The 23,259-nt window shown below is 63.2% G+C and carries 25 protein-coding genes; 16 read left to right on the plus strand and 9 right to left on the minus strand.

The features are described from left to right. Positions 1-293 precede the first annotated feature (293 nt). From AC0L3N_RS22140 to nuoG, 15 genes are all read left to right on the plus strand, one after another. Complete coding sequence (locus AC0L3N_RS22140) at positions 294-725, plus strand: CBS domain-containing protein (RefSeq protein ID WP_123151424.1); 432 nt, start codon at positions 294-296, stop codon at positions 723-725. A gap of 278 nt (positions 726-1,003) precedes the next feature. Beyond that, positions 1,004-1,504, plus strand: coding sequence for an NADH-quinone oxidoreductase subunit J family protein (locus tag AC0L3N_RS22145; protein ID WP_473527961.1), 501 nt, complete (start codon positions 1,004-1,006; stop codon positions 1,502-1,504). Continuing rightward, positions 1,504-1,806 (plus strand): NADH-quinone oxidoreductase subunit NuoK, encoded by a 303-nt coding sequence (gene nuoK / locus AC0L3N_RS22150; RefSeq protein WP_123151419.1) that lies wholly within the window; start codon positions 1,504-1,506, stop codon positions 1,804-1,806. The genes AC0L3N_RS22145 and nuoK overlap by 1 nt, the downstream gene beginning before the upstream one ends. 4 nt (positions 1,807-1,810) lie before the next feature. Then, positions 1,811-3,274: a monovalent cation/H+ antiporter subunit D family protein gene (locus AC0L3N_RS22155; protein WP_473527962.1), complete on the plus strand. Its 1,464-nt coding sequence runs from the start codon at positions 1,811-1,813 to the stop codon at positions 3,272-3,274. Further along, positions 3,271-3,525, plus strand: coding sequence for a hypothetical protein (locus AC0L3N_RS22160; protein ID WP_254022066.1), 255 nt, complete (start codon positions 3,271-3,273; stop codon positions 3,523-3,525). Before AC0L3N_RS22155 ends, AC0L3N_RS22160 begins: the two co-directional genes overlap by 4 nt. Then, positions 3,518-5,278 (plus strand): Na(+)/H(+) antiporter subunit D, encoded by a 1,761-nt coding sequence (locus tag AC0L3N_RS22165; RefSeq protein ID WP_473549523.1) that lies wholly within the window; start codon positions 3,518-3,520, stop codon positions 5,276-5,278. The genes AC0L3N_RS22160 and AC0L3N_RS22165 overlap by 8 nt, the downstream gene beginning before the upstream one ends. A 7-nt stretch (positions 5,279-5,285) precedes the next feature. Further along, positions 5,286-6,761 (plus strand): NADH-quinone oxidoreductase subunit M, encoded by a 1,476-nt coding sequence (locus AC0L3N_RS22170; RefSeq protein WP_473549524.1) that lies wholly within the window; start codon positions 5,286-5,288, stop codon positions 6,759-6,761. Beyond that, positions 6,758-8,197 carry an NADH-quinone oxidoreductase subunit N gene (locus tag AC0L3N_RS22175; RefSeq protein ID WP_473549525.1) on the plus strand — a complete coding sequence of 480 codons (1,440 nt, stop codon included), beginning with the start codon at positions 6,758-6,760 and terminating at the stop codon, positions 8,195-8,197. The genes AC0L3N_RS22170 and AC0L3N_RS22175 overlap by 4 nt, the downstream gene beginning before the upstream one ends. Positions 8,198-8,350: 153 nt before the next feature. Beyond that, positions 8,351-8,716, plus strand: coding sequence for an NADH-quinone oxidoreductase subunit A (locus AC0L3N_RS22180; RefSeq protein WP_023800384.1), 366 nt, complete (start codon positions 8,351-8,353; stop codon positions 8,714-8,716). Beyond that, positions 8,704-9,207 carry a NuoB/complex I 20 kDa subunit family protein gene (locus AC0L3N_RS22185; protein ID WP_027152448.1) on the plus strand — a complete coding sequence of 168 codons (504 nt, stop codon included), beginning with the start codon at positions 8,704-8,706 and terminating at the stop codon, positions 9,205-9,207. The genes AC0L3N_RS22180 and AC0L3N_RS22185 overlap by 13 nt, the downstream gene beginning before the upstream one ends. Beyond that, complete coding sequence (locus tag AC0L3N_RS22190; protein ID WP_128179632.1) at positions 9,204-9,740, plus strand: NADH-quinone oxidoreductase subunit C; 537 nt, start codon at positions 9,204-9,206, stop codon at positions 9,738-9,740. The genes AC0L3N_RS22185 and AC0L3N_RS22190 overlap by 4 nt, the downstream gene beginning before the upstream one ends. A gap of 28 nt (positions 9,741-9,768) precedes the next feature. Further along, the gene (gene nuoD / locus AC0L3N_RS22195; protein WP_473527967.1) at positions 9,769-10,983 is read left to right on the plus strand and encodes an NADH dehydrogenase (quinone) subunit D; all 1,215 of its coding nucleotides are present in this window, start codon (positions 9,769-9,771) and stop codon (positions 10,981-10,983) included. 18 nt (positions 10,984-11,001) lie between these two features. Continuing rightward, positions 11,002-11,514 carry an NADH-quinone oxidoreductase subunit NuoE gene (locus AC0L3N_RS22200; protein WP_065007026.1) on the plus strand — a complete coding sequence of 171 codons (513 nt, stop codon included), beginning with the start codon at positions 11,002-11,004 and terminating at the stop codon, positions 11,512-11,514. A 5-nt stretch (positions 11,515-11,519) separates the two neighbouring features. Beyond that, positions 11,520-12,785, plus strand: coding sequence for an NADH-quinone oxidoreductase subunit NuoF (gene nuoF / locus AC0L3N_RS22205; RefSeq protein WP_128245415.1), 1,266 nt, complete (start codon positions 11,520-11,522; stop codon positions 12,783-12,785). Between the two features lie 31 nt (positions 12,786-12,816). Beyond that, entirely contained in the window at positions 12,817-15,426 is a 2,610-nt protein-coding gene (gene nuoG, locus AC0L3N_RS22210; protein WP_473549526.1) for an NADH-quinone oxidoreductase subunit NuoG, read from the plus strand. 19 nt (positions 15,427-15,445) lie between these two features. On the opposite strand, the gene AC0L3N_RS22215 is transcribed toward nuoG, so the two are convergent. Genes AC0L3N_RS22215 through nuoH form a run of 3 tightly spaced genes read right to left on the minus strand, consistent with a single transcriptional unit; the run spans position 15,446 to position 17,507 of the window. Beyond that, positions 15,446-15,886 (minus strand): CBS domain-containing protein, encoded by a 441-nt coding sequence (locus AC0L3N_RS22215; protein ID WP_473549527.1) that lies wholly within the window; start codon positions 15,884-15,886, stop codon positions 15,446-15,448. 39 nt (positions 15,887-15,925) lie between these two features. Further along, positions 15,926-16,492, minus strand: a complete 567-nt coding sequence (locus AC0L3N_RS22220; protein ID WP_292396800.1) for an NADH-quinone oxidoreductase subunit I — start codon at positions 16,490-16,492, stop codon at positions 15,926-15,928. A 28-nt stretch (positions 16,493-16,520) separates the two neighbouring features. Then, positions 16,521-17,507 (minus strand): NADH-quinone oxidoreductase subunit NuoH, encoded by a 987-nt coding sequence (gene nuoH / locus AC0L3N_RS22225; RefSeq protein WP_123151391.1) that lies wholly within the window; start codon positions 17,505-17,507, stop codon positions 16,521-16,523. Between the two features lie 672 nt (positions 17,508-18,179). On the opposite strand from nuoH, the gene AC0L3N_RS22230 reads away from it, so the two are divergent. Then, a complete protein-coding gene (locus AC0L3N_RS22230; RefSeq protein ID WP_473549528.1) occupies positions 18,180-19,331 on the plus strand; it encodes a hypothetical protein in 1,152 nt (383 codons plus the stop codon). Here the strand turns inward: AC0L3N_RS22230 and AC0L3N_RS22235 are convergent. The 6 genes from AC0L3N_RS22235 to AC0L3N_RS22260 all read right to left on the minus strand — a co-directional run bounded on the left by AC0L3N_RS22235 (position 19,312) and on the right by AC0L3N_RS22260 (position 22,937). After that, positions 19,312-19,674 (minus strand): hypothetical protein, encoded by a 363-nt coding sequence (locus AC0L3N_RS22235; RefSeq protein ID WP_473549530.1) that lies wholly within the window; start codon positions 19,672-19,674, stop codon positions 19,312-19,314. The genes AC0L3N_RS22230 and AC0L3N_RS22235 overlap by 20 nt on opposite strands. A gap of 171 nt (positions 19,675-19,845) precedes the next feature. Then, positions 19,846-20,439 carry a hypothetical protein gene (locus tag AC0L3N_RS22240; RefSeq protein WP_473549531.1) on the minus strand — a complete coding sequence of 198 codons (594 nt, stop codon included), beginning with the start codon at positions 20,437-20,439 and terminating at the stop codon, positions 19,846-19,848. Beyond that, positions 20,436-21,017, minus strand: a complete 582-nt coding sequence (locus AC0L3N_RS22245) for a hypothetical protein (RefSeq protein ID WP_473549532.1) — start codon at positions 21,015-21,017, stop codon at positions 20,436-20,438. The genes AC0L3N_RS22240 and AC0L3N_RS22245 overlap by 4 nt, the downstream gene beginning before the upstream one ends. Before the next feature lie 269 nt (positions 21,018-21,286). Further along, the gene (locus tag AC0L3N_RS22250; RefSeq protein WP_473549533.1) at positions 21,287-21,643 is read right to left on the minus strand and encodes a VOC family protein; all 357 of its coding nucleotides are present in this window, start codon (positions 21,641-21,643) and stop codon (positions 21,287-21,289) included. A 29-nt stretch (positions 21,644-21,672) separates the two neighbouring features. After that, positions 21,673-22,071, minus strand: coding sequence for an SRPBCC family protein (locus AC0L3N_RS22255; protein WP_473549534.1), 399 nt, complete (start codon positions 22,069-22,071; stop codon positions 21,673-21,675). Positions 22,072-22,139: 68 nt separating this feature from the next. After that, positions 22,140-22,937, minus strand: a complete 798-nt coding sequence (locus AC0L3N_RS22260; protein ID WP_473549535.1) for a helix-turn-helix domain-containing protein — start codon at positions 22,935-22,937, stop codon at positions 22,140-22,142. Positions 22,938-23,259: the final 322 nt, after the last annotated feature.

Here is a 23,259-nt window from a genome sequence, read left to right on the forward strand (position 1 = left end):
AAGGATGGCCCCTGAGTGTCTTTAGTCGCTTTGCGAAGTTGTAGGCATCGAGGAAGGAGTCTGGCGCTCGGCGCTCTCGGCTGATCGATGAGCATCGGCGCCGGCAAGGCGACCCCTGTAGCAGGCGGCGGTTTGTGTGAGCCAATCATGAAGGCCTACCGCCAGGAAGCACTGGTGCCTGAGCGCGCAAATCGGACTTGAAATATGAAGGCGCGCGGCGCACGATGGCGCAGAAATGCACCGAGAGGGAGACGGGGCGGAGGGCTGGAGCGTAGCAGCGCTTGGAGGAAGCCATGAACGTCAAAGCGATTCTCGAGGACAAGGGTCGAGCCGTCGAGACGATCGGCCCGAACGAGACGCTCGCCGTGGCGATCAACAGGCTCGCCGAACACAGGATCGGCGCACTGGTCGTTACCAATGGTGATCGCAAGGTGGTCGGCATCGTGTCCGAGCGCGACATCGTCTGCGCCATGGACAAGTATGGGGCTGCGGCCCTGCAGCAGAGTGTCCGTCACGCAATGACCGCCAAGGTCAACCTCTGCACCGAGAACCACACGATCAACCAGGTCATGGAGATCATGACCACAGGCCGCTTCCGCCACCTGCCCGTGGTAAAGAACGGCCAACTCGACGGCATCGTCTCGATCGGCGACGTGGTGAAGAAGCGCATCGAGGAGGTCGAGCGCGAGGCCGAAGAGATTATTCACTACATCTGGGCGGGGTAAGCTCGCCAAAGGCCCGCCGTCTGGCCGCGACGTCCTTTTTTCAGGGCTTCTGATCCCGTGCCGAACCTCCTTCGGCAGCCTGAACAACGGATAGGCAGGCTGCGGGATCGCACACCGTATCAGATGCTGAGACTTGGGCATTGCGTAGCGCCAAACCATGTAATCTTGAGAAAAATTCGATACTAGGGCACAATTTGTAGACGCATCTGAAGTGCGCAGCTATCTCAAACCCGGCCGTCTTGCGCCGAGCGACAGATCGCGGCGGAGGGTCGGCGTCGATGGATCAGGCGTTCTTTCTTCTGTTCGCTGCGGCGTCCGTGATCACGGCACTGACCGTGGTCCTGGCGCGGAATCCGGTTCACAGCGCATTGGCGCTGATGGCGTGTTTCCTGCAGATATCGGCAATCTTCGTCTTGCTCGAGGCGCCGTTGCTCGCGGTCATCCAGATATTTGTCTATGTCGGCGCGATCATGGTCCTGTTCCTGTTCGTGATCATGATGATCGATGTGCGCGAAGCGGTGTTGCAGCGCTTCGTGCCGGGCGGCAACCTGCCGGCCATGGTGCTGCTCGTCCTGCTTGGGGTCGAGATGCTTGTGCTGGTGCTCTGGAGCGACCGCTTTTCGGTCACGGAGCCCGTCGTTGTGCGCGGCGGCGATCAGATCAGGCAACTCAGCACGACACTTTTCGCCGACTATCTCCTGCCGTTTGAAGCCGCCTCGGTCATCCTGCTGGCCGCCCTGGTCGGCGCCATCGTGCTGGCGCGGAAGGAGCAGGGGTGATGGTTCCGCTCTCGTGGTATATTTTGCTCGGAGTGGTCCTGTTCGTGATCGGAGCAGCAGGCGTACTGCTCAGGCGCAATATCCTGGTCGTGCTGATGTCGCTGGAGCTCCTGCTCAACTCGGTCAACATCAATTTCATCGCTTTCGGGCATTACGACGACGATTTCCGCGGGCAGATATTCGCGATCTTCGTCATCGCAATCACCGCGGCGGAGGTTGCCGTCGCCCTCGGCATCTTGGTTGCCCTCGTAAGGAACAAGTCCACTCTCAAGGTCGACGACGTGACCATGATGAAAGGATAGCGGCTTGGAACCGGTGATATCGATCCGGCCGCTGCTTGCCGTCGGCGTTGCGGGCCTGGCGGCCCTGGCCGTTCTCCTTCTGAACAACCGCGAGAAACTCCGCGATGTCGTCTCGCCGTTGGCCGCGATCGCCATGTTCGCAATTGTCGCCTCGATGGCGCCCACGGTGCTGGCGGGCGGGACGGTCGATTTGCGCCTGTTCGAGATTCTGCCGGGGATTGACTTCGCTTTCCGGGTCGATGCGCTCGGCATGGTGTTTGCCACCGTCTCGTCGCTCTTGTGGATCGTGGCGGCGATCTATTCCATCGGCTACATGCGCCACTTGAACGAGCACGCGCAGACCCGGTTCTTCGCCTGCTTTGCCGCCAGTCTCGCGGCGGCCGTCGGAGGCGCCTTCGCCGCCAATCTGTTCACGCTGGTGATCTTCTACGAGGTGCTCAGCCTCGTCACCTATCCGCTCGTCTATCACCACGAGGACGAAGAGGGATGGACGGGCAGCCGGAAGTACCTCGTCTATCTGATGGGCGCGTCGAAGAGCGTCCTGCTCGCAGCGCTGGCGCTGACCTACCATCTGGCGGGGTCGCTCGACTTCGTGCCAGGTGGGTTGCTAGCCGGGGTCGATGCCTCGCCGGCGCTGCTGACCGTGGTCTACTTCTGCTATCTGTTCGGCTTCGCCAAGGCCGCGGTGATGCCGATGCACGCCTGGCTGCCTGCCGCGATGGTGGCGCCAACGCCGGTCAGCGCGCTCCTGCATGCAGTGGCCGTGGTCAAGATGGGCGTGTTCTGCGTGCTGCGGGTGGTTTTCCATGTCTTCGGCACAGGGCTGGTCGGGGAGTTGGGCCTTGGCGTAGCCACGGCCTATCTGGTTTCGTTCACGATCCTGATGGCGTCGGTCTACGCCCTGACGCGGGACGACCTGAAGGCTCGGCTCGCCTATTCGACGGTCAGTCAGCTCTCCTACATCGTGCTGGGCGCGGTTCTGCTCTCGCCGGTCGCGATGGTCGGCGGGATCATTCACATCGCGGCGCACGCCTTCTCCAAGATCACGCTCTTCTTCTGCGCCGGATCGATCTATTGCGCGTCTGGCAAGCGGAACATCAGCGACATGGCCGGCATCGGCCGCAGGCTGCCCTGGACGATGGGGGCGTTCTTCGTGGCCTCGCTCAGCATGATCGGGGTGCCGCCGACCGCGGGCTTCGTCAGCAAGTGGTATCTGGCGCTGGGCTCGGTGGAGGCGGGGGAGATTGCGTTCCTGGTCGTGCTCTTGGTGAGTTCGGTCCTGAACGCCGCCTACTTCCTGCCGGTCAGCTATGTCGCTTTTTTCGGGACGGAGACACAGGAAAGTCCGGCGACGGTCCGTGAAATTCCGATGGTGACGATCCCGCTGGTCGCGACCGCGATCCTGTCGGTGTCGATGGGTATTTTCCCCGGCTATTTTCTCACCCTGGCGGAAGGAGTGGTCAGATGATCAGGCGTGTCGTCGATTTCTTTGGTGAGGCGAGATACGCGGAGCAACGCCGCCGGCTGTTTTATCTGGCGCTCGTTCTGATCGTCATCGCCGATTTTCTGGTCCCCCGCGAACACGCTGAATACCTGTGGGACCGCTTGCCGGGCTGGTCGGCCGTCTATGGCTTCTTGTCCTGCGTCCTGCTGATCTTCGTCTCCAAGTTCCTCGGCCATCAGGGCGGGTTGATGCGGCGCGAGGACTATTATGATTGACTTCGTCCATCCCGCCCTGCTGTTCATTCTTGGCGCCCTGCCGATCCCTTTCCTGAAAGGATCAATCCGCAAGGCCTATCTGCTGCTGATCCCGGCGCTGGCGATCCTCGCCGTGCTCACCGTGCAGCCGGGCAGCTACGGCGTGGCGGAGTTCATCGGGCAGGAAATCCTGATTGCGAAGGTCGACAAGCTGAGCATCGTCTTCGCCACCGTTTTCACCATCATGGCGCTGATCGGCATGGTCTATGCGCTGCACCTGACGGGCGCCGGAGAGCATGTGGCGGCGTTCGTCTATGCTGGCAGCGCGCTCGGCGTGGTGTTTGCTGGCGACTACCTGACCCTGTTCTTGTTCTGGGAAGCCATGGCGTTTGCCTCTGCCTATCTGGTTTTCGTCCAGGGAGGCGAGCAGGCGATCCGCGCCGCGTTCCGCTACCTCATGGTCCATATCACTGGCGGCGTCGCCCTGCTCGGCGGCGTCATTCTCCACGGGCTCGCCACCGGCTCTTTCCTCTTCGGCCCGATCGAGGGGGGGATGGACGTCGCCGCCTACCTGATCCTTGCCGGGTTTATGCTCAACGCCGCGGTGCCGCCGCTCAACGCCTGGCTGACTGACGCCTACCCGGAGGCGACCGTCACCGGGGCGGTGTTCATGAGCGCCTTCACCACCAAGACCGCCGTCTACGTGCTGGCGCGGGCGTTTCCGGGCACCGAACTTCTGGTCTGGCTCGGCACCATCATGGCGCTTTACGGCGTCATCTACGCGGTGCTGGAGAACGACTGCCGGCGGCTCCTGGCCTATCACATCGTCAGCCAGGTAGGCTACATGGTGGCGGGCGTCGGCATCGGTACCGAGATGGCGGTGAACGGGGCTTCCAGCCATGCCTTCGCGCATATCCTCTACAAGGCGCTCCTGTTCATGGGCGCGGGGGCGGTGATCTACGTCACCGGGCGGCGCAAGCTCACCGAGCTCGGCGGGCTCTACAGGACCATGCCGCTGACCGTGGGGCTCTACATGGTCGGCGCCTTCGCGATCTCGGCATTTCCGTTCTTCTCGGGCTTCGTCACCAAGTCGATGGTGGTCGCCGCCGCCGGACAGGATCACCGCGCCGTGGTGGTGCTGGCGCTGACAATGGCGTCGTCGGGAACCTTCCTGCACACCGGGCTGAAGCTGCCCTACTACATGTTCTTCGGCACCGACCGGGGGCTTCAGGCGCGCGAGCCGCCTCGCAACATGCTCGTTGCGATGGGCATGGCGGCGGTGCTCTGTATTGCGATCGGGGTTTTCCCCCAGCCGCTTTACGCGCTTCTGCCCTATCGGGTCGACTTCGAACCCTACACCGGCGTCCATGTCACCGAGAGCCTCGGTGTGCTGATGTTCACCGCACTGGGCTTCGTGCTGTTCCTCAGGGCGCTCGACCCCGAGAACACGATGAGCCTCGACACCGACTGGTTCTACCGCAAAGGCGCGCGGCATTTCATGTGGCTCGCCGAAAAACCGTTGGCGCGCTACGAGCAGGCGGTGAGCGACATCTCCGAGACCGCGGTGCTGCCCTTCCTGCACGGAACCGCACGGGCTGGACTGCGGATCGATCTCAACGGTGTGGACGCCGTCGTCAACGGCGTCGCCCGTTCGATCCTGCGCGGTGGCGGCGCGCTGCGACAGTTGCAGACCGGCGTCGTGACCCATTACGCGCTGGCCATGATCGTCGGTGTGATCGCAGCCATCGCCGTCTTCGCCGTGGTGTGGCGGTAGGGGTGCGATGGCGTTCCCGCTGCTTAGCCTCATCGTGTTCGTGCCCGCCGCCGGGGCAGCGGTTGTGATGTTTCTCCGCAACGACGATGCGGTGCGGTGGACGGCGCTGGGCGTCACCGTCCTCGACTTTGCTCTCTGCATCGTGATGCTGGCCGGCTTTGACACCACTACCCACGAGATGCAGTTCACCGAGACGCGCCCGTGGGTGCCCGCGCTCGGAATCACTTACGCGCTTGGTATCGACGGAATCAGCGCGCTCTTTGTATTCCTGACTGCGCTGTTGGGCTGGATCTGCGTGCTCGCCTCGTGGGTCGCGATCGACCGCAAGGTGAAGGAGTTCATGGTCAGCCTGCTGGCCATGCAGGCGCTGATGCTGGGGGTGTTCTGCGCGCTCGACCTGTTCCTGTTCTACGTCTTCTGGGAGGCGATGCTGATCCCGATGTACGTGATCATCGGCGTCTGGGGCGGCGACGGCCGGGTCTATGCGGCGTTCAAATTCTTCCTCTACACGCTGGCGGGCAGCCTTCTGTTCCTGATCGGGGTCATCGTGCTCTATCTCCACGGCGGCGAGACCTTCGACATCCTCGCCCTGACGGCGCAGGATTTGCCGTTCCGGGTTCAGTCCTGGCTGTTCTTTGCTTTCCTGATCGCTTTCGCAGTCAAGGTGCCGATGGTCCCGGTCCATACATGGCTGCCGGACGCCCATGTGCAAGCGCCGACGGCGGGCAGCATCATCCTCGCCGGAGTGCTCCTGAAGATGGGCGCCTACGGGTTCCTGCGGTTCTCGCTGCCGATGCTGCCGGAGGCGTCGGTACATTATTCGACGCTGATGCTGGCCCTGTCGGCGCTTGCGATCGTCTATGGCGGGTTGCTTGCCTTGGCGCAGGATGACCTCAAGAAGCTGGTGGCCTATTCCAGCATCAGCCACATGGGCTTCGTGACGCTGGGGATTTTCACGTTGAACCTCCGCGGGCTCGAGGGCGGCATCCTGCAAATGTTCAATCATGGCGTAACGACGGGCGCGTTGTTCCTGTTCGTCGGCCTGATCTACGAGCGGACCCATACCCGCAGCATCGCGGATTATGGCGGGCTGATGAAGGCGGCGCCGGTCTATACCGCGTTTCTTGCGCTGTTCACCCTGTCGTCGATGGCGCTGCCGGGAACGAATTCGTTCGTGGGCGAGTTGCTGGTGCTGTCAGGCGCGTTTGCGGCCAATCTGGCTGTCGGCGCCGCCGCCGTTCTGGGGGCTCTGCTGGGCGCGGCCTACCTGCTTGGCATGTATAGGAAAGTCGCGCTCGGTCCGGCCAGCGTCGGCGCGCGGTTCAAGATACGCGACGTGAACGCCCGCGAACTGGTGGCGATCGTGCCACTGGCCGTCTTCGTGCTGTGGGTCGGGCTATATCCGAAACCCTTTCTCGACATCATCGACGCTTCGATGAGGCATCTGCTGGCGCAGGTGCACGGTGACGGGGGCGCTCAATGACCGCCACCGCGCTTTTCCAGTCGATCCTCGCGAGCCTGCCCGAGATCGTGGTGGTCGCTGGGGCCTGCATATTGCTGATCCTGGGACAGCTTGTGCGGAAGGGGCAGGGACATTTCCTTGTCTGGGCTTCCGTCGCGGTCGTGTTGATAGCCGGCTTGGCGACACTCATGCTGGCGGGAGAGGTGCGGCCGGCCTACACGGGCATGTTCATCGCCGACCCCTTCGCGGTCTTCTTCAAGGTCCTGTTCTACTTAGCCACCGTTCTGACATTCCTCCTTTCGCGAAAATATACAGAGATCGAAAAGATCGGGAGCAGCGAATACTATGTACTGCTGCTCTTCGCGCTTTCGGGAATGATGATCTTGGCCTCGGCGACCGACCTCCTGTCGATCTATGTGGGCCTCGAACTGATGGCGCTCTCCACCTATGTGCTGACCGGCTTCCTGCGGCAGCAGCGGCGGTCGAACGAGGCGGCGCTGAAATACGTGGTTCTCGGCGGGGTCTCGACGGGAATCTTCCTCTACGGCGTCTCGCTGATCTACGGGATCACCGGCACGACGCAGCTGGACGGGATGGCTGCGGCGGTGACCGGCGACCCGCTCGATCCCGGATTGCTTCTGGCGGTGGTCTTCATCGTCGCGGGGCTGGTCTTCAAGGTCGGCGCCGTGCCGTTCCACATGTGGGTGCCGGACGTCTATGAAGGCGCGCCGACGACAATCACGGCCTTCATGTCGGTCGCCCCCAAGGCGGCGGGGTTCGCGGTGATCCTGCGCGTGTTCCTCAACCCGCTGGTCGCCGCTTCCGACGCCTGGATCATCGTCGCGGTGATCGCGGTGGTGACGATGGCGCTCGGCAGCTTCGTGGCGCTGGTGCAGGACAATTTCAAGCGCCTGCTCGCCTACTCCAGCATCGCCCATGCGGGCTTCGCGCTCTTCGGCGTGGTGGCGGGTGGCGCCGACGGGATTGCCGGCGTGATGCTCTACCTGCTGATCTACGCCTTCATGAATCTCGGTATCTTCGGCATCGTCATCATGATGCGGAATGGCGATTTCTCCGGCGAGGTCATCGAGGACTACGCCGGCTTCGCCAAATCGCATCGCGGGTTGGCGCTTCTGATGCTGCTCTACCTGTTCTCGCTCGCCGGCATTCCGCCGACAGCCGGGTTCTTCGCCAAGTTCTACGTGCTGGTGGCGCTCGTCGAGCGGGGTTTCGTCACGCTGGCGGTGATCGCGGTGCTGCTGAGCGCCGTCGCCGCCTACTTCTACATCCGCATCGTCATGGTGATCTACATGCGCGAGCCGGAGCGCGCGTTCGAGCCTGCCCTGACGCCGTCCGTCCGCGCCACGCTCGCCTTGACCGCCGCCGGCACCATCGGCATCGGACTGTTTCCGGCGTGGTTTCTGAGGCTTGCCCAGAGTTCCGTGTTCGGCGGTTGACCACGATTGGATTTGCAATGAACCGGCCAACCGAATACTCTTGGCGCTACGAAAGGATGCCCTAGTCGCTGCACGAGGGCCGCACCGCCGGCCAGAAGATTGGTCGGTCGCAGCTTGAGCAGGCCCTCGGTGGGTGACCCGGGGCAGCGCGACATGACTGGAATGGAATTCCTGCCGGTTCTCTTCATGGTCGCCGGAATTGTCCTGGTGGCCGTGGCGACGCTGTTCGTCTCCTCGCTCCTGCGCCCGTCCAACCCCTATCCCGCGAAGAACATGCCCTATGAGTGCGGTATGGACCCGGCCGGCGAGGCCGCCGGGGGCCGCTTTAGGGTGCAGTTCTTCATCCTGGCAATCCTGCTGGTGGTGTTCGACGTCGAGGCGATGTTCCTGTTTCCCTGGGCGGTCGTGCTGAAGGAGATCGGGCTCGTCGGCTATGTCGAGATGTTTGTCTTCATGCTGCTGCTTATCGTGGGCTTCGCCTACGCCTGGCTGAAAGGAGCGCTGGAATGGGAGGAGTAGGCGAAACGATTCGCGACAGCGTGCTGTTCACCACCGCCGACAGCGTCATCAGCTGGAGCCGGCGGTCGGCGCTCTGGCCCGAGACCTTCGGGATTGCCTGCTGCGCCATCGAGATGATTTCGGCCGGCTGCGCCCGCTACGACCTCGACCGCTTCGGCGTGGTGTTTCGGCCTTCGCCGCGCCAGTCCGACGTGATGATCATCGCCGGCACGGTGACGCGGAAGTTCGCTCCGGTCGTGCGCCGGCTCTTCGACCAGATGCCGGAGCCACGCTGGGTCATCGCCATGGGCACCTGCGCGATCTCGGGCGGGGTCTACAACACTTACGCCGTGGTGCAGGGGGCGGAGACTTTCGTGCCGGTGGACGTGCATGTGCCCGGCTGCCCGCCGCGGCCCGAGGCACTGATGCATGGCATCCTTCTGCTCCAAGAGAAGATCAAGAGGTCCCGCGCGCTGGCCGGGACGCCTCTGGATCGGGTTGCAGCCTCATGAGCGTGGAGACGTCCCTCATCCGCACCCTGATCGCGGAACGTTTCGGGGGGGAAATCGAGGAGCTTGGCTTCTCGCATGGGGTTCACGCTTTCGCCTCACCGCCTGACATGATCGTCGAGCTTTGCCAATTCCTGAAGGGCCATCCGACGCTGCGGTTCGATTTCCTGTCCGACATCTGCGGGGTCGACCATTATCCCGAAACGCTGCGCTACGAGGCGGTGTACCACCTCTATTCGCTGCCGAACAAATGGCGCGTTCGGATCAAATGCCGCCTCGGCGATCCGCCGCGGGTCCCGTCGGTGACGGGGGTCTGGCGGACCGCCAACTGGCACGAGCGCGAGGCCTGGGACATGTATGGCATCCGGTTCGAGGGCCATCCCGACCTGCGCCGGATCTACATGTGGGAAGGCTTCGAGGGCTTTCCGCAGCGCAAGGACTTTCCGCTCCGGGGCTACAAGGACACGCTGAACCCGTTTGGCGCGGAAGGCCCGCCGCCGACGCAGCCCGATCTCGCCACCAAGGACATTCCATAAGGGAGGCCGTTCGACGCCGGGAAGTGAGATGACCGAAGTCACGGAACTGAGCAGGCAGGCAGGTGAAGCGCTCGACACAAAGGAGGTGCTTCTCAACCTCGGCCCGCAGCATCCCAGCACGCATGGGGTGCTGCGGCTCGTCCTTGAGCTGGATGGCGAGTATGTCGCGCGCGTGGACCCACACATCGGCTACCTCCACCGCGGCACCGAAAAGCTGGCCGAGAGCTTCACTTACACCCAGATTTTTCCGCTAACCGACCGGCTCGACTACCTCTGCCCGCCCTCGAACAACCTCGCTTTCGCGCTAGCGGTGGAGAAGCTCCTGGGCATCGAAGCGCCGATCCGCGCGCAATATATCCGCGTGCTGATGGCCGAACTCGCGCGGATCTCCGGTCACCTCCTGATCACCGGCGCGTTGCCGATGGACCTGGGCGCCATGACCGCGTTGGTTTACGCCATGCGCGAGCGTGAAATGATCATGGACCTGTTGGAGATGATCAGCGGGGCGCGTATGCACACCTCTTTCTGCAGGGTCGGCGGCGTGCGCGAGGATCTGCCTGACGGATTCTTCCCCAAGATCAGGGAGTTCTGCGACATCTTCCCGAACCGGATCCGCGACTATGAACGGCTGGTCGAGAACAACCGGGTGTTCCTGAAGCGCACGCAGGGGATCGGCGTGATCTCCGCCGAGGACGGCATCGATCTTGGCCTGAGCGGCCCGAACCTGCGGGCCTCGGGCGTCGACTGGGACATCCGCCGCGACGAGCCCTATGAGATCTACGACCGGTTGGCTTTCAACGTCATTACCCGCGATGAGGGTGATTGCTACGCGCGCTGGCGATGCCGCGTCGAGGAGATGCGCGAGAGCGTCCGGATCATCGAACAATGCCTCGACCAGATGCCCGAGGGGCCGTTCCAGATCGATATGCCGACAATCGCTTTCCCGGTGAACAAGGACAAAGTACACTGCTCGATGGAGGCGCTGATCCAGCATTTCGACCTCTCGGCCTATGGCTTCAAGGTACCGAAGGGCGAGGTCTATTCGGCGATCGAGGCGCCAAAGGGCGAGCTCGGGTTCTACATCATCAGCGACGGGTCGCAAAAACCGTTCCGGATGAAAGTGCGGGCACCGTCATTCGTCAACCTTCAGGGACTGTTCGGGGTCGGCAATGCCCGCTACCTGGCGGACATGATCGCCGTGCTGGGCAGCCTCGACCCTGTGATGGCCGAGGTGGACAAGTAGCAGGAGATTTTGGACGCGATGAACATGCGTGAACAGATCGAGGCGGCGGCGGCGCGGTATCCCGACCAGCGCTCGGCGATCATGCCCGCGCTTCTGATCGCGCAGAAGGAACATGGCCACCTGCCCGGCCCGGTGTTGGAAGAGGTCTCCGACATCCTCGGTGTCGAGCGGGTCTGGGTCTACGAATTGGCGACCTTCTACACCCTTTTCCACACCGAGCCGGTGGGTCTGTTCCACCTGCAACTCTGCGACAACCTCTCCTGCATGCTGCGCCGATCCGAGGACCTGCTGAGGCATCTGGAGACTGTGCTGGGGATCGAAAAGGGCGGCACGACCCCGGACGGGCTGTTCACGCTTTCGACCGTCGAATGCCTCGGCGCTTGCGAGATGGCCCCGGTGATGCAGGTCGGCGACGACTATCACGGCGACCTCGACATTGCGCGGATCGACGCGCTCTTGGACAGGCTGCGCGCGGCGGCAGGGCAAGCGACTGGCGCCGAACTCGCCGCCGCAGGACCGCCGGGTGAATAGCCGCCATGTTCGAACCGGTCCTTCTCAGAAACATGGACGTGCCGGATGGCCATCTGCTTTCGAGCTATGAGGCGGGCGGCGGCTACCAGGCGCTGGCGAAGGCGCTGCGCGAGCACACGCCCGACGAGATCATCGACCTCGTCAAGCAATCGAACCTGCGCGGTCGCGGCGGCGCCGGATTCCCGACCGGGTTGAAATGGAGCTTCGTGCCGAAACGAGCCGACAAGCCGAAATACCTGTGCTGCAACGCCGATGAGGGCGAGCCCGGCACGTTCAAGGACCGGATCATCATGGAGCGTGATCCGCACCAGCTAATCGAGGGCATGGCGATCAGCGCCTACGCGATCGGGGCGGAAACCGCCTATGTCTACATCCGCGGGGAATACGTGCTGGCGATCCACCGGCTGGAGCAGGCGATCGCCGAGGCCCATGCGAAGGGTTATCTGGGAACACGGATTCTGGGCTTGGATTTCAATTTCGTCGTGCACATCCATTGCGGCGCCGGCGCATATATCTGCGGCGAGGAGACGGCGATGCTCGACTCGCTCGAAGGCAAGCGGGCGCAGCCCCGTCTGAAACCGCCATTTCCGGCGGTCGCGGGGCTCTACGCCAGCCCGACCGTGATCAACAATGTCGAGACTCTGGTCTGCGTGCCGCATATTGTGGCGCGGGGGCCGGACTGGTTTCGCGGCATCGGCCCTGACAAGAGCCCCGGTCCGAAGCTTTATTGCCTCAGCGGGCACGTGCGGAAACCGGGCCTTTACGAACTGCCGATGGGCATATCGCTTCGTGAACTGGTCGAGGACCGCGCCGGCGGGCCGCCGCCGGGGCGCAGGATCAAGGCGGTGATCCCCGGCGGGGTCTCGGCGCCGCTGATCCCGGAGCGCGGGCTGGATGTCGGGATGGACTTCGACTCGCTGGCTGCGGTCGGCTCGATGCTTGGCTCGGCCGGGGTGATCGTGATCGACGACTCGACCTGCATGGTCAAGGTCGCCACCCGGATCATCGAGTTCTTCCACCACGAGTCCTGCGGCAAGTGCACGCCGTGCCGCGAAGGGCTCAACTGGGTTGTGAAAGTGCTGCGCCGGGTCGAGGCAGGACAGGGCGTGCCGGACGATCTGGAACAGCTGGAGGCGCTCTGCAAGGGCATTTTCGGCAACACGTTCTGCGCTCTGGGCGATGGCGCGGCTATGGGGCTGCGGGCGGCACTGGCGCATTTCGAGCATGAATTCGTCGCCCATATCGAGGAGGGCAGGTGCTCGTTTCACTAAGGAGCGCGCAGGGAGAAGGCCGCAAGAAGTCATGGTTAGCGTCACGATCGATGAACAAACGCTGGAAGTGGAGGCAGGCTCTACGGTGCTGCAGGCTGCCGAGCGTTTGGGCATCGAAATCCCGACCTTCTGCTATCTGAAGCGGCTGCCGGCGCTGGCCTCCTGCCGCATGTGCCTGGTGGAGATCGAAGGCCAGCGGCGGCTGCAGCCTTCCTGCGCCACCGCGGTCACCGACGGCATGGTGGTGCGGACTAACACGCCGCTGATCGACGAAACGCGCTCTTCCATGCTCGACATGCTGCTTGCCAACCACCCCCTCGACTGCCCGATCTGTGACAAGGGCGGCGAGTGCGAGCTTCAGGACATGGTGATGGCATACGGGCCCCGGGAAAGCCGATTCCGCGATGCCAAACGTGTGTTCCACTCCGAGGACATTCGTCTCAGCCCCGTCATCATCATGAACGTCAACCGCTGCATCCAGTGCCAGCGCTGCGTCCGGATGTGCGAGGACGTGGTCGGAGCGGTCGCCTTGGGCACCATCGAAAAAGGCATGGATACCGCCGTCACCGGCTTCGAGGGCAGTCTCGCGAGTTGCGACCAGTGCGGCAATTGCGTCGAGGTCTGCCCGGTCGGCGCGCTGATGAGCTTCCCCTATCGCTACAAGGCACGGCCCTGGGATCTGGTCGAGACCGACACGGTCTGCCCGCATTGCGGCACCGGCTGCCAGCTCACCGTCGGCGCGCGCAAGGGCGAGTTCATGCGGGTCCGCTCGAAGTGGGAACATGGCGTCAATCGCGAAACGCTCTGCGTGCGGGGGCGCTTCGGCCTCGACTTCGTCGGGAGCCGGGACCGGATCAAGCGGCCGATGATCCGTCGTGACGGCGCACTGGTTCCGGTTTCCTGGGACGAAGCCGGGGACTACCTGCGCCGGCGCCTGTCGGCCGTCGAGAGCAAGGCTGCGGGCGGGCTGGCCTCGCCGCGCCTGCCCAACGAGGTGCTTTATCAGTTCCAGAAGCTGATGCGGACGGTATTCCGGACCAACAACATCGACTGCTCGTCGCGCTGGTCCACGCCCTTCGAGACGCTCGACCCGTTGCTGGCGGGCTTCCACACCCGCGCGCCGCTGGAGGAGGTGATCGGCAACGACTGCGTGCTTGTCGTCGGTGGCAACGTGACCGACGAGAACCCGGTCACTGAATACCTGCTGCGAGACAGCGCCCGGCGGCGGCAGACCGGGTTGCTCATGCTCTCGGCGCGGCCATCCCGTCTGGACGCCGATGCCCGGGTGGTCGTTCGCGTTCGGCCGGGCGGTGAGGCAGCGAGCCTTGCCGCGGTAGTGGCCGGGCTGGTGGCGGCGGCCGGCCAAGCCTTGCCGAGCGAGGTTCTTGCGGGCGTCGGCGCGGCAACCGGCTGGGCAGCAGCGACCACCGGCAGCGACGGGCCGGACCGTCTAGCCGCTGCGCTGCTGGACGGCGGGAGCGTCGCTGTGCTTGTCAGCGCCGACCTCCTGAGGCTTTCCGAAGCGCGCGCAACGCTGCAGCAGCTCACCAACCTGTTGCGGGTTCTCCGCGTGCTCGGCAAGGGCCCGGCGATGCAATTCCTCTTCGACCGAGCCAACCAGCTGGGCGCCTGGGACATGGGGGTTCTGCCGGCGGCCCTGCCGGGGCTGCGCCCGGTCGGCGATCACACGGCGCGCACAGCTCTCATACGGGCCTGGGGCGCCGAAATTCCGCCTGAGCCGGGCGCGGATCTCGACGCAATGCTGGCGCTTTGTGACAAGGGGCGGGTAGGCGCGCTTTATATCGTCGGAAGCGACCCCCTGATGACCTATCCCGACCGGGGATTCGTCAAGCGGGCGCTTGATGCCACCGATCTCCTGATCGTGCAGGACACCTTCCTCACCGATACCGTGGGTCTGGCCGATGTCGTCCTGCCTGCGGCGGGTTATGGAGAGGAATCCGGCACCTTCACCAACAACGAGGGCCGGATCCAGGCGGTCCGCAAGTTCCGCGAACCCGCCTTCGAGGCGCGGGGCAATCTGGCGATCTTGGACTTCGTCGCAGCGCTCCGCAACCAGGCATTGCAACCGTCGATGCAAGGCGAAATCTTCCGCGAGATTGCCCGGCTGGTTCCGGCCTACCAAGGGCTGACGGAGGGGCTTGGAGCCGACGGAGCATTCACCACGGCGGACCCGACGCCGCCGGCTGGCGAGATCTTCGCCCCTCCGCCTAACCCGAATGCGGCCGACCGGCTCATGTTGGTCACCGGCAACTGCCTGTTCCACAATGGATATCTTTCCGAACGCTCGGAGATCCTAAATACGGTGGCGGATGACCCATATGTTGAGATGAGCGCGTGGGACGCCGCGCAGCTTGGCCTTTCGGATCGCGATCAGGTGATCGTACGATCCACCCAGGGCGAACTGAGGGCGCAGCTCAAGGTCAATAGGCATTTTCCCGGGGGGCTCGTGTTCGTGCCGGAAAACTATAGAGACCTGCGTCTCAACAGCCTTATGCGGCGGGGCGAATACCCTTGTCCGGTGGAGGTTCAAAAGGCGCACGCTGCCTTCGCCACCGGAGTCGAGGCGCGCCCTGAAAGTCGCGGCCGAGGCATTGCCGAGCTTCCGGGCAGTTCACCCTAATCGGCTCCCCCGGGTATCCTCAGTGATAAGGGGTCCCGGCAATGTAATCGCTCAACGCTTGCTCGGTACGGAGCAATTCGTCGAGCCGGTGCTTGACCACGTCGCCGATGCTCACCACGCCGACAGAAGCGTCGCCCTCCATGACCAACACATGGCGCGTGCGTCGGTCGGTCATGAGCGACATCACAAAGGGCAGCAAATCCTGTGTCGAACAGGTCACCACACTGCGGTTCATGATGTCGGCGACCCGCATTGTGGGCGCCTCGATTCCGTATTCAGCCACCGCATAGCAGCAGTCCCGCTCCGACAGCGTGCCCAGGCATTCCCCGGGCGAACGGCTGACGACCACGAATCCGATGTTGCTGTCCCGAAACAGCCGCAGGACTTCTACGACCGTCTGATCTGGTGTGACCGAGATGAGCTCGGGAGATTTGGTCTTCAAGATTTGGCAGACAAGCATCTGAGCCTCCTGTGCTCCGGCTTGACGGCTACCGCGCGTTCACGTTCGGCGGATATTCCGCCACCAGTTGTATCCCTGCGGCTCACTCGTCTCGACCAGCACGTCCTGTTCGGTGTTCAGGCGCGCCGCGACCACACCGCCGCCGGTCGTCGCCTTGCCCGGTTTGCCGAGCAGATCGTCACGTCCGACCACCAGGTCACGCGAGGAAAAACTCGAGAATTCGTACTCTTGGCCAAGCGCGATCGCGTCGGCCGGGCAGGCGTCCTCGCACAGCCCGCAGAACAGGCAGCGGGCCATGTCGATCTCGAATTTTGCTGGATGCCGGTTGCCCTTCTCGTCCTCGTAGGGAATGACTTCGATACAGTCGCAGGGACAAATCCGCGCGCAGAGCTCGCAGGCCACGCACTTGATCTCGCCCTCTTCGTCGCGCGTCAGGAAGTGATGCCCGCGGTAACGCGAATAGGGCAACCATTTTTCCTTGTCAGGATACTGCATGGTCACGGATCTGGAGAACATGTAGCCGAAGGTCAGCGCCAAGGCGCCCGCCAGATCGGCGAAGAACGCCCAGCCGATCCATGCTCCACTTCTGTCCAGTGCGCGCGACATAGCGCCTCGCTACGAGCCGCTGCTATCCCTAAAGGAAAGCAACACCAGTTATAATTATGTTCCCCAGTGACAGTGGAAGCAAGACTTTCCAACCGATCGCCATCAGTTGGTCGTATCGATAGCGCGGGAAGGTGAAGCGGAACCACATAAACACATAGAGGAAGAACGCGACCTTGAGCGCGAACCAGAGGAGCGGCGGCAACGGGATCAGCACGCCGTTCCAGCCGCCGAAGAACAGGATGACCGACAGGACCGACACCAGCAGCATGACGGCGTATTCGCTGACCATGAAGAACGCAAAGCGGATGCCGCTGTATTCGGTATGGAACCCGGCCCCCAGATCGCCTTCCGCCTCCGCTAAGTCAAAAGGTATGCGCTGCGCTTCGGCCAGCCCGGCGACGAAGAATACGAAAAACCCGACCGGTTGGTAGACGATGTTCCAGACATCGGCCTGCGCCCGTACGATCTCGAGCAGGCTCATGGATTGCGCCAGCATTACCACGCCGATGACCGCGAACCCCATCGGGATCTCGTAGCTGATCATCTGCGCGCAAGTCCTGAGGCTGCCCAGGACCGCGTATTTGCTGTTCGCGGCCCAGCCGCCGAAGATGACGCCATAGACCTCGATCCCGATCACCGCGAAGACGAAAAGGAGCGCCACGTTCATGTTGGAGACGTAGAGCGTGATCTCGGCGCCGAGGACCGAGACGCTTTCGCCGAAGGGGATCGCGACGAACACCACGAAGGGCGGGGCGAGCGCCAGGATCGGCGCCAGTTTGAACAGGAAGCGGTCGGCTTCGGCCGGGATGTGGTCCTCTTTGGTCAAGAGCTTGATGCCGTCCGCCACCGGCTGCAGCAGCCCGTGCCACCCCACGCGCATCGGCCCCATCCGCTGCTGGATGTGCCCGGCGATCTTGCGTTCGAGCCACGTCAGCGGCAAGGGCAGCAGCAGCAGGATCGCAATCAGCAACGCGACCTTGAAGGCGATCAGGCCAAGGGCGAAGACAAGTTCCATAATCCGTAGCTACTTGTTCAACGGGTTGAGACTTACGACACTGAGCACTTGCGCTTGTCCGGCTTCGCGGGAACGGCAGTCTGCCGGCGGCGACGCAACTTGTGCAATGGTATCACAGTCTTACCGTTGCTGACCACGGTGTGTGTCGCTTGGGACCCAAACGGGCTCTATCGCGTCGCGAGAAGTGGTTAGCTGACGGCGTGGGTCGCCACGCTCTCTGGCGAAGCCGAAATGATCCGCGCGCCACGGCTGGCAGGGGGATGAAGAAATTCGCTCCAAGGGCGACGGTTTCGGCGATGCGGTGTGCTGGCGCGCCGAGTGGAAGTGCTACCGCCCGCCGGTTTTGCCGGCGCACGGAGAATGTTGGATTGCAGTTCCCTCCCCTCCGCCATTTGCACCCTGCACAGGTTTTGGGACATGCCCGTCGGGTCAGGCCCGGAAAAGCGGATGAGGTAAACTTGCGTTACCTCCGATCAAATTCAACCTCAGGTGGTTTGAATTTTGACGCAACCGCCTAAAGGAATGGAGGAGGACCGTCTGGCGAACGCGGTCTTAAAGTCCAGGACCGGAGCACGAAAGCCACCCCGACGCGATGACCACCGGCCGCTGGTGTTAACCGCGCGGTTGCTTGCCCAGTGCTGGCCGCAGCTGTTGCTTGTCGGCTGCCTCGGTATGATCGCTCATGATCTGCTGCTTCAGGGCGCCGTGAGGAACGGCCTCCAATTCCCGTTAGGCGGGATGGTCATACTGTCGCTGGTGGTTCTCGCTAAGCTGACGGTATTGGTCATGATGTTCGTGGTGCTCCGGCCGCACATGCCGGCGGTGGCGGCACTGAGACAAAAAGCGAAAAAGCAAGCGGACGAAACAAAACGCGAGCCGGTCCTGGCGATTACCGCGGCCGCGATCCTGCCGTTCTTCGCCTACTATGCCGCCTGGGGTTTCCTTGGCGATACGGTTCGCGAATATTCGCGCATGGCGCTGGCCCAGGCCGATCTCGGCAAAAGCGTCGATATCTTCGCCATTCTTCAGTCAAGCGGCGTGGTACTGTCGATCGTCATATGCTGGCTGGTGCGTTTTGCCGCCAAGCGACTCAATGCGCGCGCCTCGCACCCCTACTGGCGGCTGCTGATCGTAGCGACGGACGCAACTTGGATCTTCATCGGTCTCTACGCGCTCGGCGTATGGAAAGACCAGCTCATCCGCTGGCTCGGCGCAGGCGCCGCGCTGCAACAGCTCAGCCTCGATTTGCTTGCGCCGGTAAGCCAGGCGGCTGCGGCCGGCCAGTTCGTTCCCGTGGAATTCCGGCCGCTTTCCTTCGGCGAGCAGCTTCAGAATCTTTTCTTTTTCGCGTTGCTGCCGATTGTCTGGCTGGTGATGGCGGCGATCATCAACGGCTATGAACTTTCCGCGCCGGCCGCTCCCGGTCCTGCGCCCTCGCGCGCGACCTCCTGGCAGAAGTGGCTCAAGGATTTCACGGCTCACTTCGTTGGCGGCTACCGCAGCCGCTACTCGCCGGTCTGGACTTGCCTCAAGCTGACGCTCAGTGCCGGCCTTGCCACGCTTGTCACCTTCGTCATCGCCTATCAGGCCATCTCCTGGGCCGGCGCCTGGATATGGTATGGCCTGACAAGGCTGATCGGAGCGCATGATCTCGGGACCTGGCAGATCTTCGCCGATACCATCAGCCTGTTCATCGGTAGCCCAAGCGAACTCGACGGAGGAATCCTGCTCGACGCGGGCCGGGTCGCGCTGCTTGCAGCCGTGCTCGAGACTACAGTCGCCATGGCTGGCGAGGCGCGTGGCGTCAGGTCCGCGGCTCGCTGACGCTGAGATAATTCGGCAGTGCCGAGTAGAGGGCAATCGATAGCGTGAGGCTGCTCGCCGCATGTGGGATCGAAAAGCTGGCGGCCATCCGTGCCGGTTTGCCGGGTTCCGTCGCCGCGAATGCCATGCCGCCACACAGAGACCGTTGCTCGGCCTCCGGAAATTGCGTCCTGACCACCGGATCGGCAAACAGGGTTGGCCGCCATTCGCGACCGCTCCCATCGGAAAGCCGCACCTCGCAGGGAACGGCGCCGAGCGCTTTCGGGTCAGCAGCGAGAGCTTCGAACTCGGCAAGGACGATGGCGCTTCCGTCGCTGCCTGCCAGTCTGGTGAGGCGCGTCACGGTCCAGCTTGCGCCGGCATAATCGATCGGTTGCCCCAACGTCCCAGATAGCGGCTGGCGCAAATTGGGAGCGCCAGTCCTTGATGCTTCCCCACGTCTGCGCAGCTAGCGCGGCAGGCAGTGCGACCACCAGCGCCATCATGCTCAGCCAGTAGACTCGCCGCGTTGACGTCACCTTTGCGGGAGAACTGTCCATGGCGGCCTCTCTTCGTTGCGGCGGATGGTGATCGCGGGCTCGATGTCTTTGCCGGAAACATCCGCGGTGATGCGGATCTCATCGTCGAGCGGCAGCAATTTTGTGCGTGCGACCACCACGGTCCCGCCGGCGACGGCATCCTCCGGCACTTCGAACACCAGAAGGACGCGGCGTGGGAGGCCGGGCTGGTAGGCATTGCCCGGCATCATTTCGATCGTCGCCGGCACCCGGTCGGTTAGGACATAACGGACGCCGCTGCGGCTCAGCCACTCGCCCGACGTGAGACCCAAGGTCTGGAATTTCGCCTCGGCCTCGCCTTCGGCCACAATCCATACGCCGGAACTCATGTAGGTCTTTGACTTCCCGAAGGACTCGACGTTGAGAGCACGCGCCACCCTGGCGCTGTCCAGCGAAAGCGCGAAGGCGCTGGCCTCCACACGCTTGTTCATGCCGCCCGAAGTGACGATCGGCGATGTAATGTCGCTGTACAGCGGACGCGTATGCTGCATGCCGTAGAGCACGGCGGCAGCGAACAGTATCGCAAGCGCCGAACGCACTATGCGCATCATGGCGCCTTCTCCACCGGTAGATCGACCGTTGCAACGGGATCACGGTCGTACCACCCGCTTGCGCCGTAAAGATTGTCGCGCAGCTTGTAGATCTGGCCGGTGACAGTGACCGTCACCTTGTCCGGCACGGACACACCGGCCAGCCACTCCCAAGCCATCGTCAGGCGTTCCGGCATGTTGGGATTGAAGTATCCCGCCAGATACTTGTCGCGATCGAGATAAACCGTTGGCATCGGCAGCTCTTGCGCCGGCGCACTGAGCGTGACGACGCGGTAGAGCACGTTGTTCGGTGTGGCGGAACGGTTCACCACATCCAGATCCACCATCATAAGCTGTACGGGTTGCGATGGGGGAACGCCTGTCGGCGGCACTGTTCCGACACGCGCCGTTCGCAAGGTCACAAACCAGCGACCGGTATCGATCTGCTGGCCCGCTTGCGCAACCGGCACCTTTGGCGGATGGGCAGCTTCGTAGAGCGTCATCGAAAACGAGATTGCCGATGCGGCCAGCCCGCCCAGGCCTGCAATCAAAAAAGCATACAGCCTTTGCCGTACTGTCGTTCGTGTCTGTCCAGTCATGCGCGGTGCGGTATGCGATGGTCCTCAAGTCAGCCTTATACGATGCGAGCTACGCCATCGGACAATAATTGTTACATCGTTTAAACAGCAGCGCTGTCATCTTAAGGGGGGTTCAGTGCAGGGACAACCAGCCGCGCAATCGGACCTTGGTGGCTCGCCGAGTCAGTGTTCAATATTCGCTGCTGGCGCTAGGAGCGGCATTAGTCCCGATGGCCCGCCCAACCATTCGAAAGAGGCACCGGGCTCGGCTCGGCGCCCCCTCACCTTCTTCACTTATCCGACCACACCGCCAGCTCGTAGCCGTCCGGATCGGAAAAGTGGAAGCGGCGGCCGCCCGGGAAGGAATAGGCGGGCTTGACGATCTTCCCGCCGGCCTCCTCGATGCGGCGCTGGGTCTCGTCGAGCTTGTCGGCATAGAGGATCACCAGCGGCCCGCCTGCCGCCTTGCTCTGGCCACCGAGAGCGAAGCCGCCGGTCAGGCGGCCGTCGTTGAACTCGCAATAGCTCGGCCCATAGTCCTTGAAGGACCAGCCGAAGGCCTTGCCGTAGAAGCCGCGCGAACGCGCGATGTCGCCGACGGAAAACTCGACATAGTCGATGCGCTTGTCGTTGCTGGATTTGGCCATGATCTTCTCCTTTCGGGGTCTTTGGAAGGTCAGCGTTCGAGCATTGCCTTCAGGGTGTTGAGGTCGCGCTGCACCGCTTCGGCGTCGGCAGCAAATGTCTCCTCCGTCATGTCCGGCGTCCTCAAGAGCACGAACATGACCTCCGAGCCGGTCCCATTGGGAACCACGCGCACCGCATTGCGGGTTTCCTTGCCCTCGGCGAAGACGATGTGATCGAGGACACCGAGTTCGTTGGGCCGGGAGAAACGGATGCGGATGAGCCGGCCGTCGGGGTCCTCCGCAGTCCATTCTTCGCCCGATCTTTCGAAGCGCCTGCCGAGGCCTGCCGCCCAGCGCTGGAAATTCTCAGGGATGGAGGCGAAGTCATAGACTTCGCGCCAGTCCCGGTCGATGGACACGGTGATGATGCGGGATTTGTAGGTCGTCATATCTGCCTCCTTTCAACGAAGGCAGACTAGGCGGAGTTGGCGGTGGCGTATTGAACGAAACGGCCAGCTCAGGCGCCGAGCTGTCGCAGAACCGTCGCGGGCGAGAATCCCGACAGGCGCCGCACCTCGCGCGTGAGATGCGCCTGGTCGGAATAACCCGCCTCGAACGCAAGATCGGCTAGGCGCGGCTCGGCGGACTGCCGCGCCAGGTTCAGAAACCGCTGGAAGCGGAGAATGCGGTCGAGCGTCTTCGGGCCATAGCCGAAAGCCTCCTGGCAGCGGCGGCGAAGCGTTCGCGGGCTGACGTCGAGCCGGTCGAGGATCACCGCCATTCCCGGACCGGCGGATTCCGTTTTCAGCGCGTTGAAGGCAAATCCCATGTCCGGAGGCGGCGGCTCGACATCGGGCGCAAGCCTGGAGAGTGCCGCTTGCATCGCCCGCATCCGCTCCGCCGTGGAGGACGCATCGCCAATTCTCTGGGCGATTTCGCGCGCCAGCGCTCCCCAGAAGTGGCTGAGTGCCACCCGGCCGCCAACGATCTCCGACATCGGCAGGCCGAGCCACCGGCTTGCTGCACCCGGTCGAAAGCGGGTGCCGATTACGGTAGAGCCGGGTGTCAGCGTTGAAAGGGCAACGGCCACGTCGGGGCCCGCTACGACCAGCTCGCCGTCGATCCAGGTGATGTCGACGCAGCCGTCGGGCACCACGGCCGATAAGCTCCCCGCGTCCGGTCGCAATGTATTGGACCAGACACACTGGAAATGCCCTTCGAGTGCGGCCGGAAGATCGAACTCGCGGTATTCCCCAATCGCCCCGGAAAGGATTGGCGCCCCGGAAAGGACGGGTGTGTTGTTGTCAGACGTCACGAGCCTCTCCTGTGAGGAACACTTTCTAAGGCATCGTACTCTTCGGTCCCCGAAATCTATTGCGATGGCGGCGCGCTTCAACCCCTGTTGTGGTTCCGCCGGCCGCACCGTGATCGCTGATATCTGCAAGACCCGCGGTCGGCTTGGTACCTCGTCGACAATTTCGGCGCCCGCGACATCGGCCCATGATCCCTTTCGGAGACCGGTTCCGGTTTCCGGGGTCATGCACTAACGTATCTCGATCATGGCGGTCTTCACCGGCTGCCGGCGATTTCCGCCGCGATCAGGGCAGTTTGCCGGCCTTGTCCTCAAGCGTGTCTCT

The sequence above is a fragment of the Mesorhizobium sp. WSM4807 genome, from assembly GCF_055811615.1.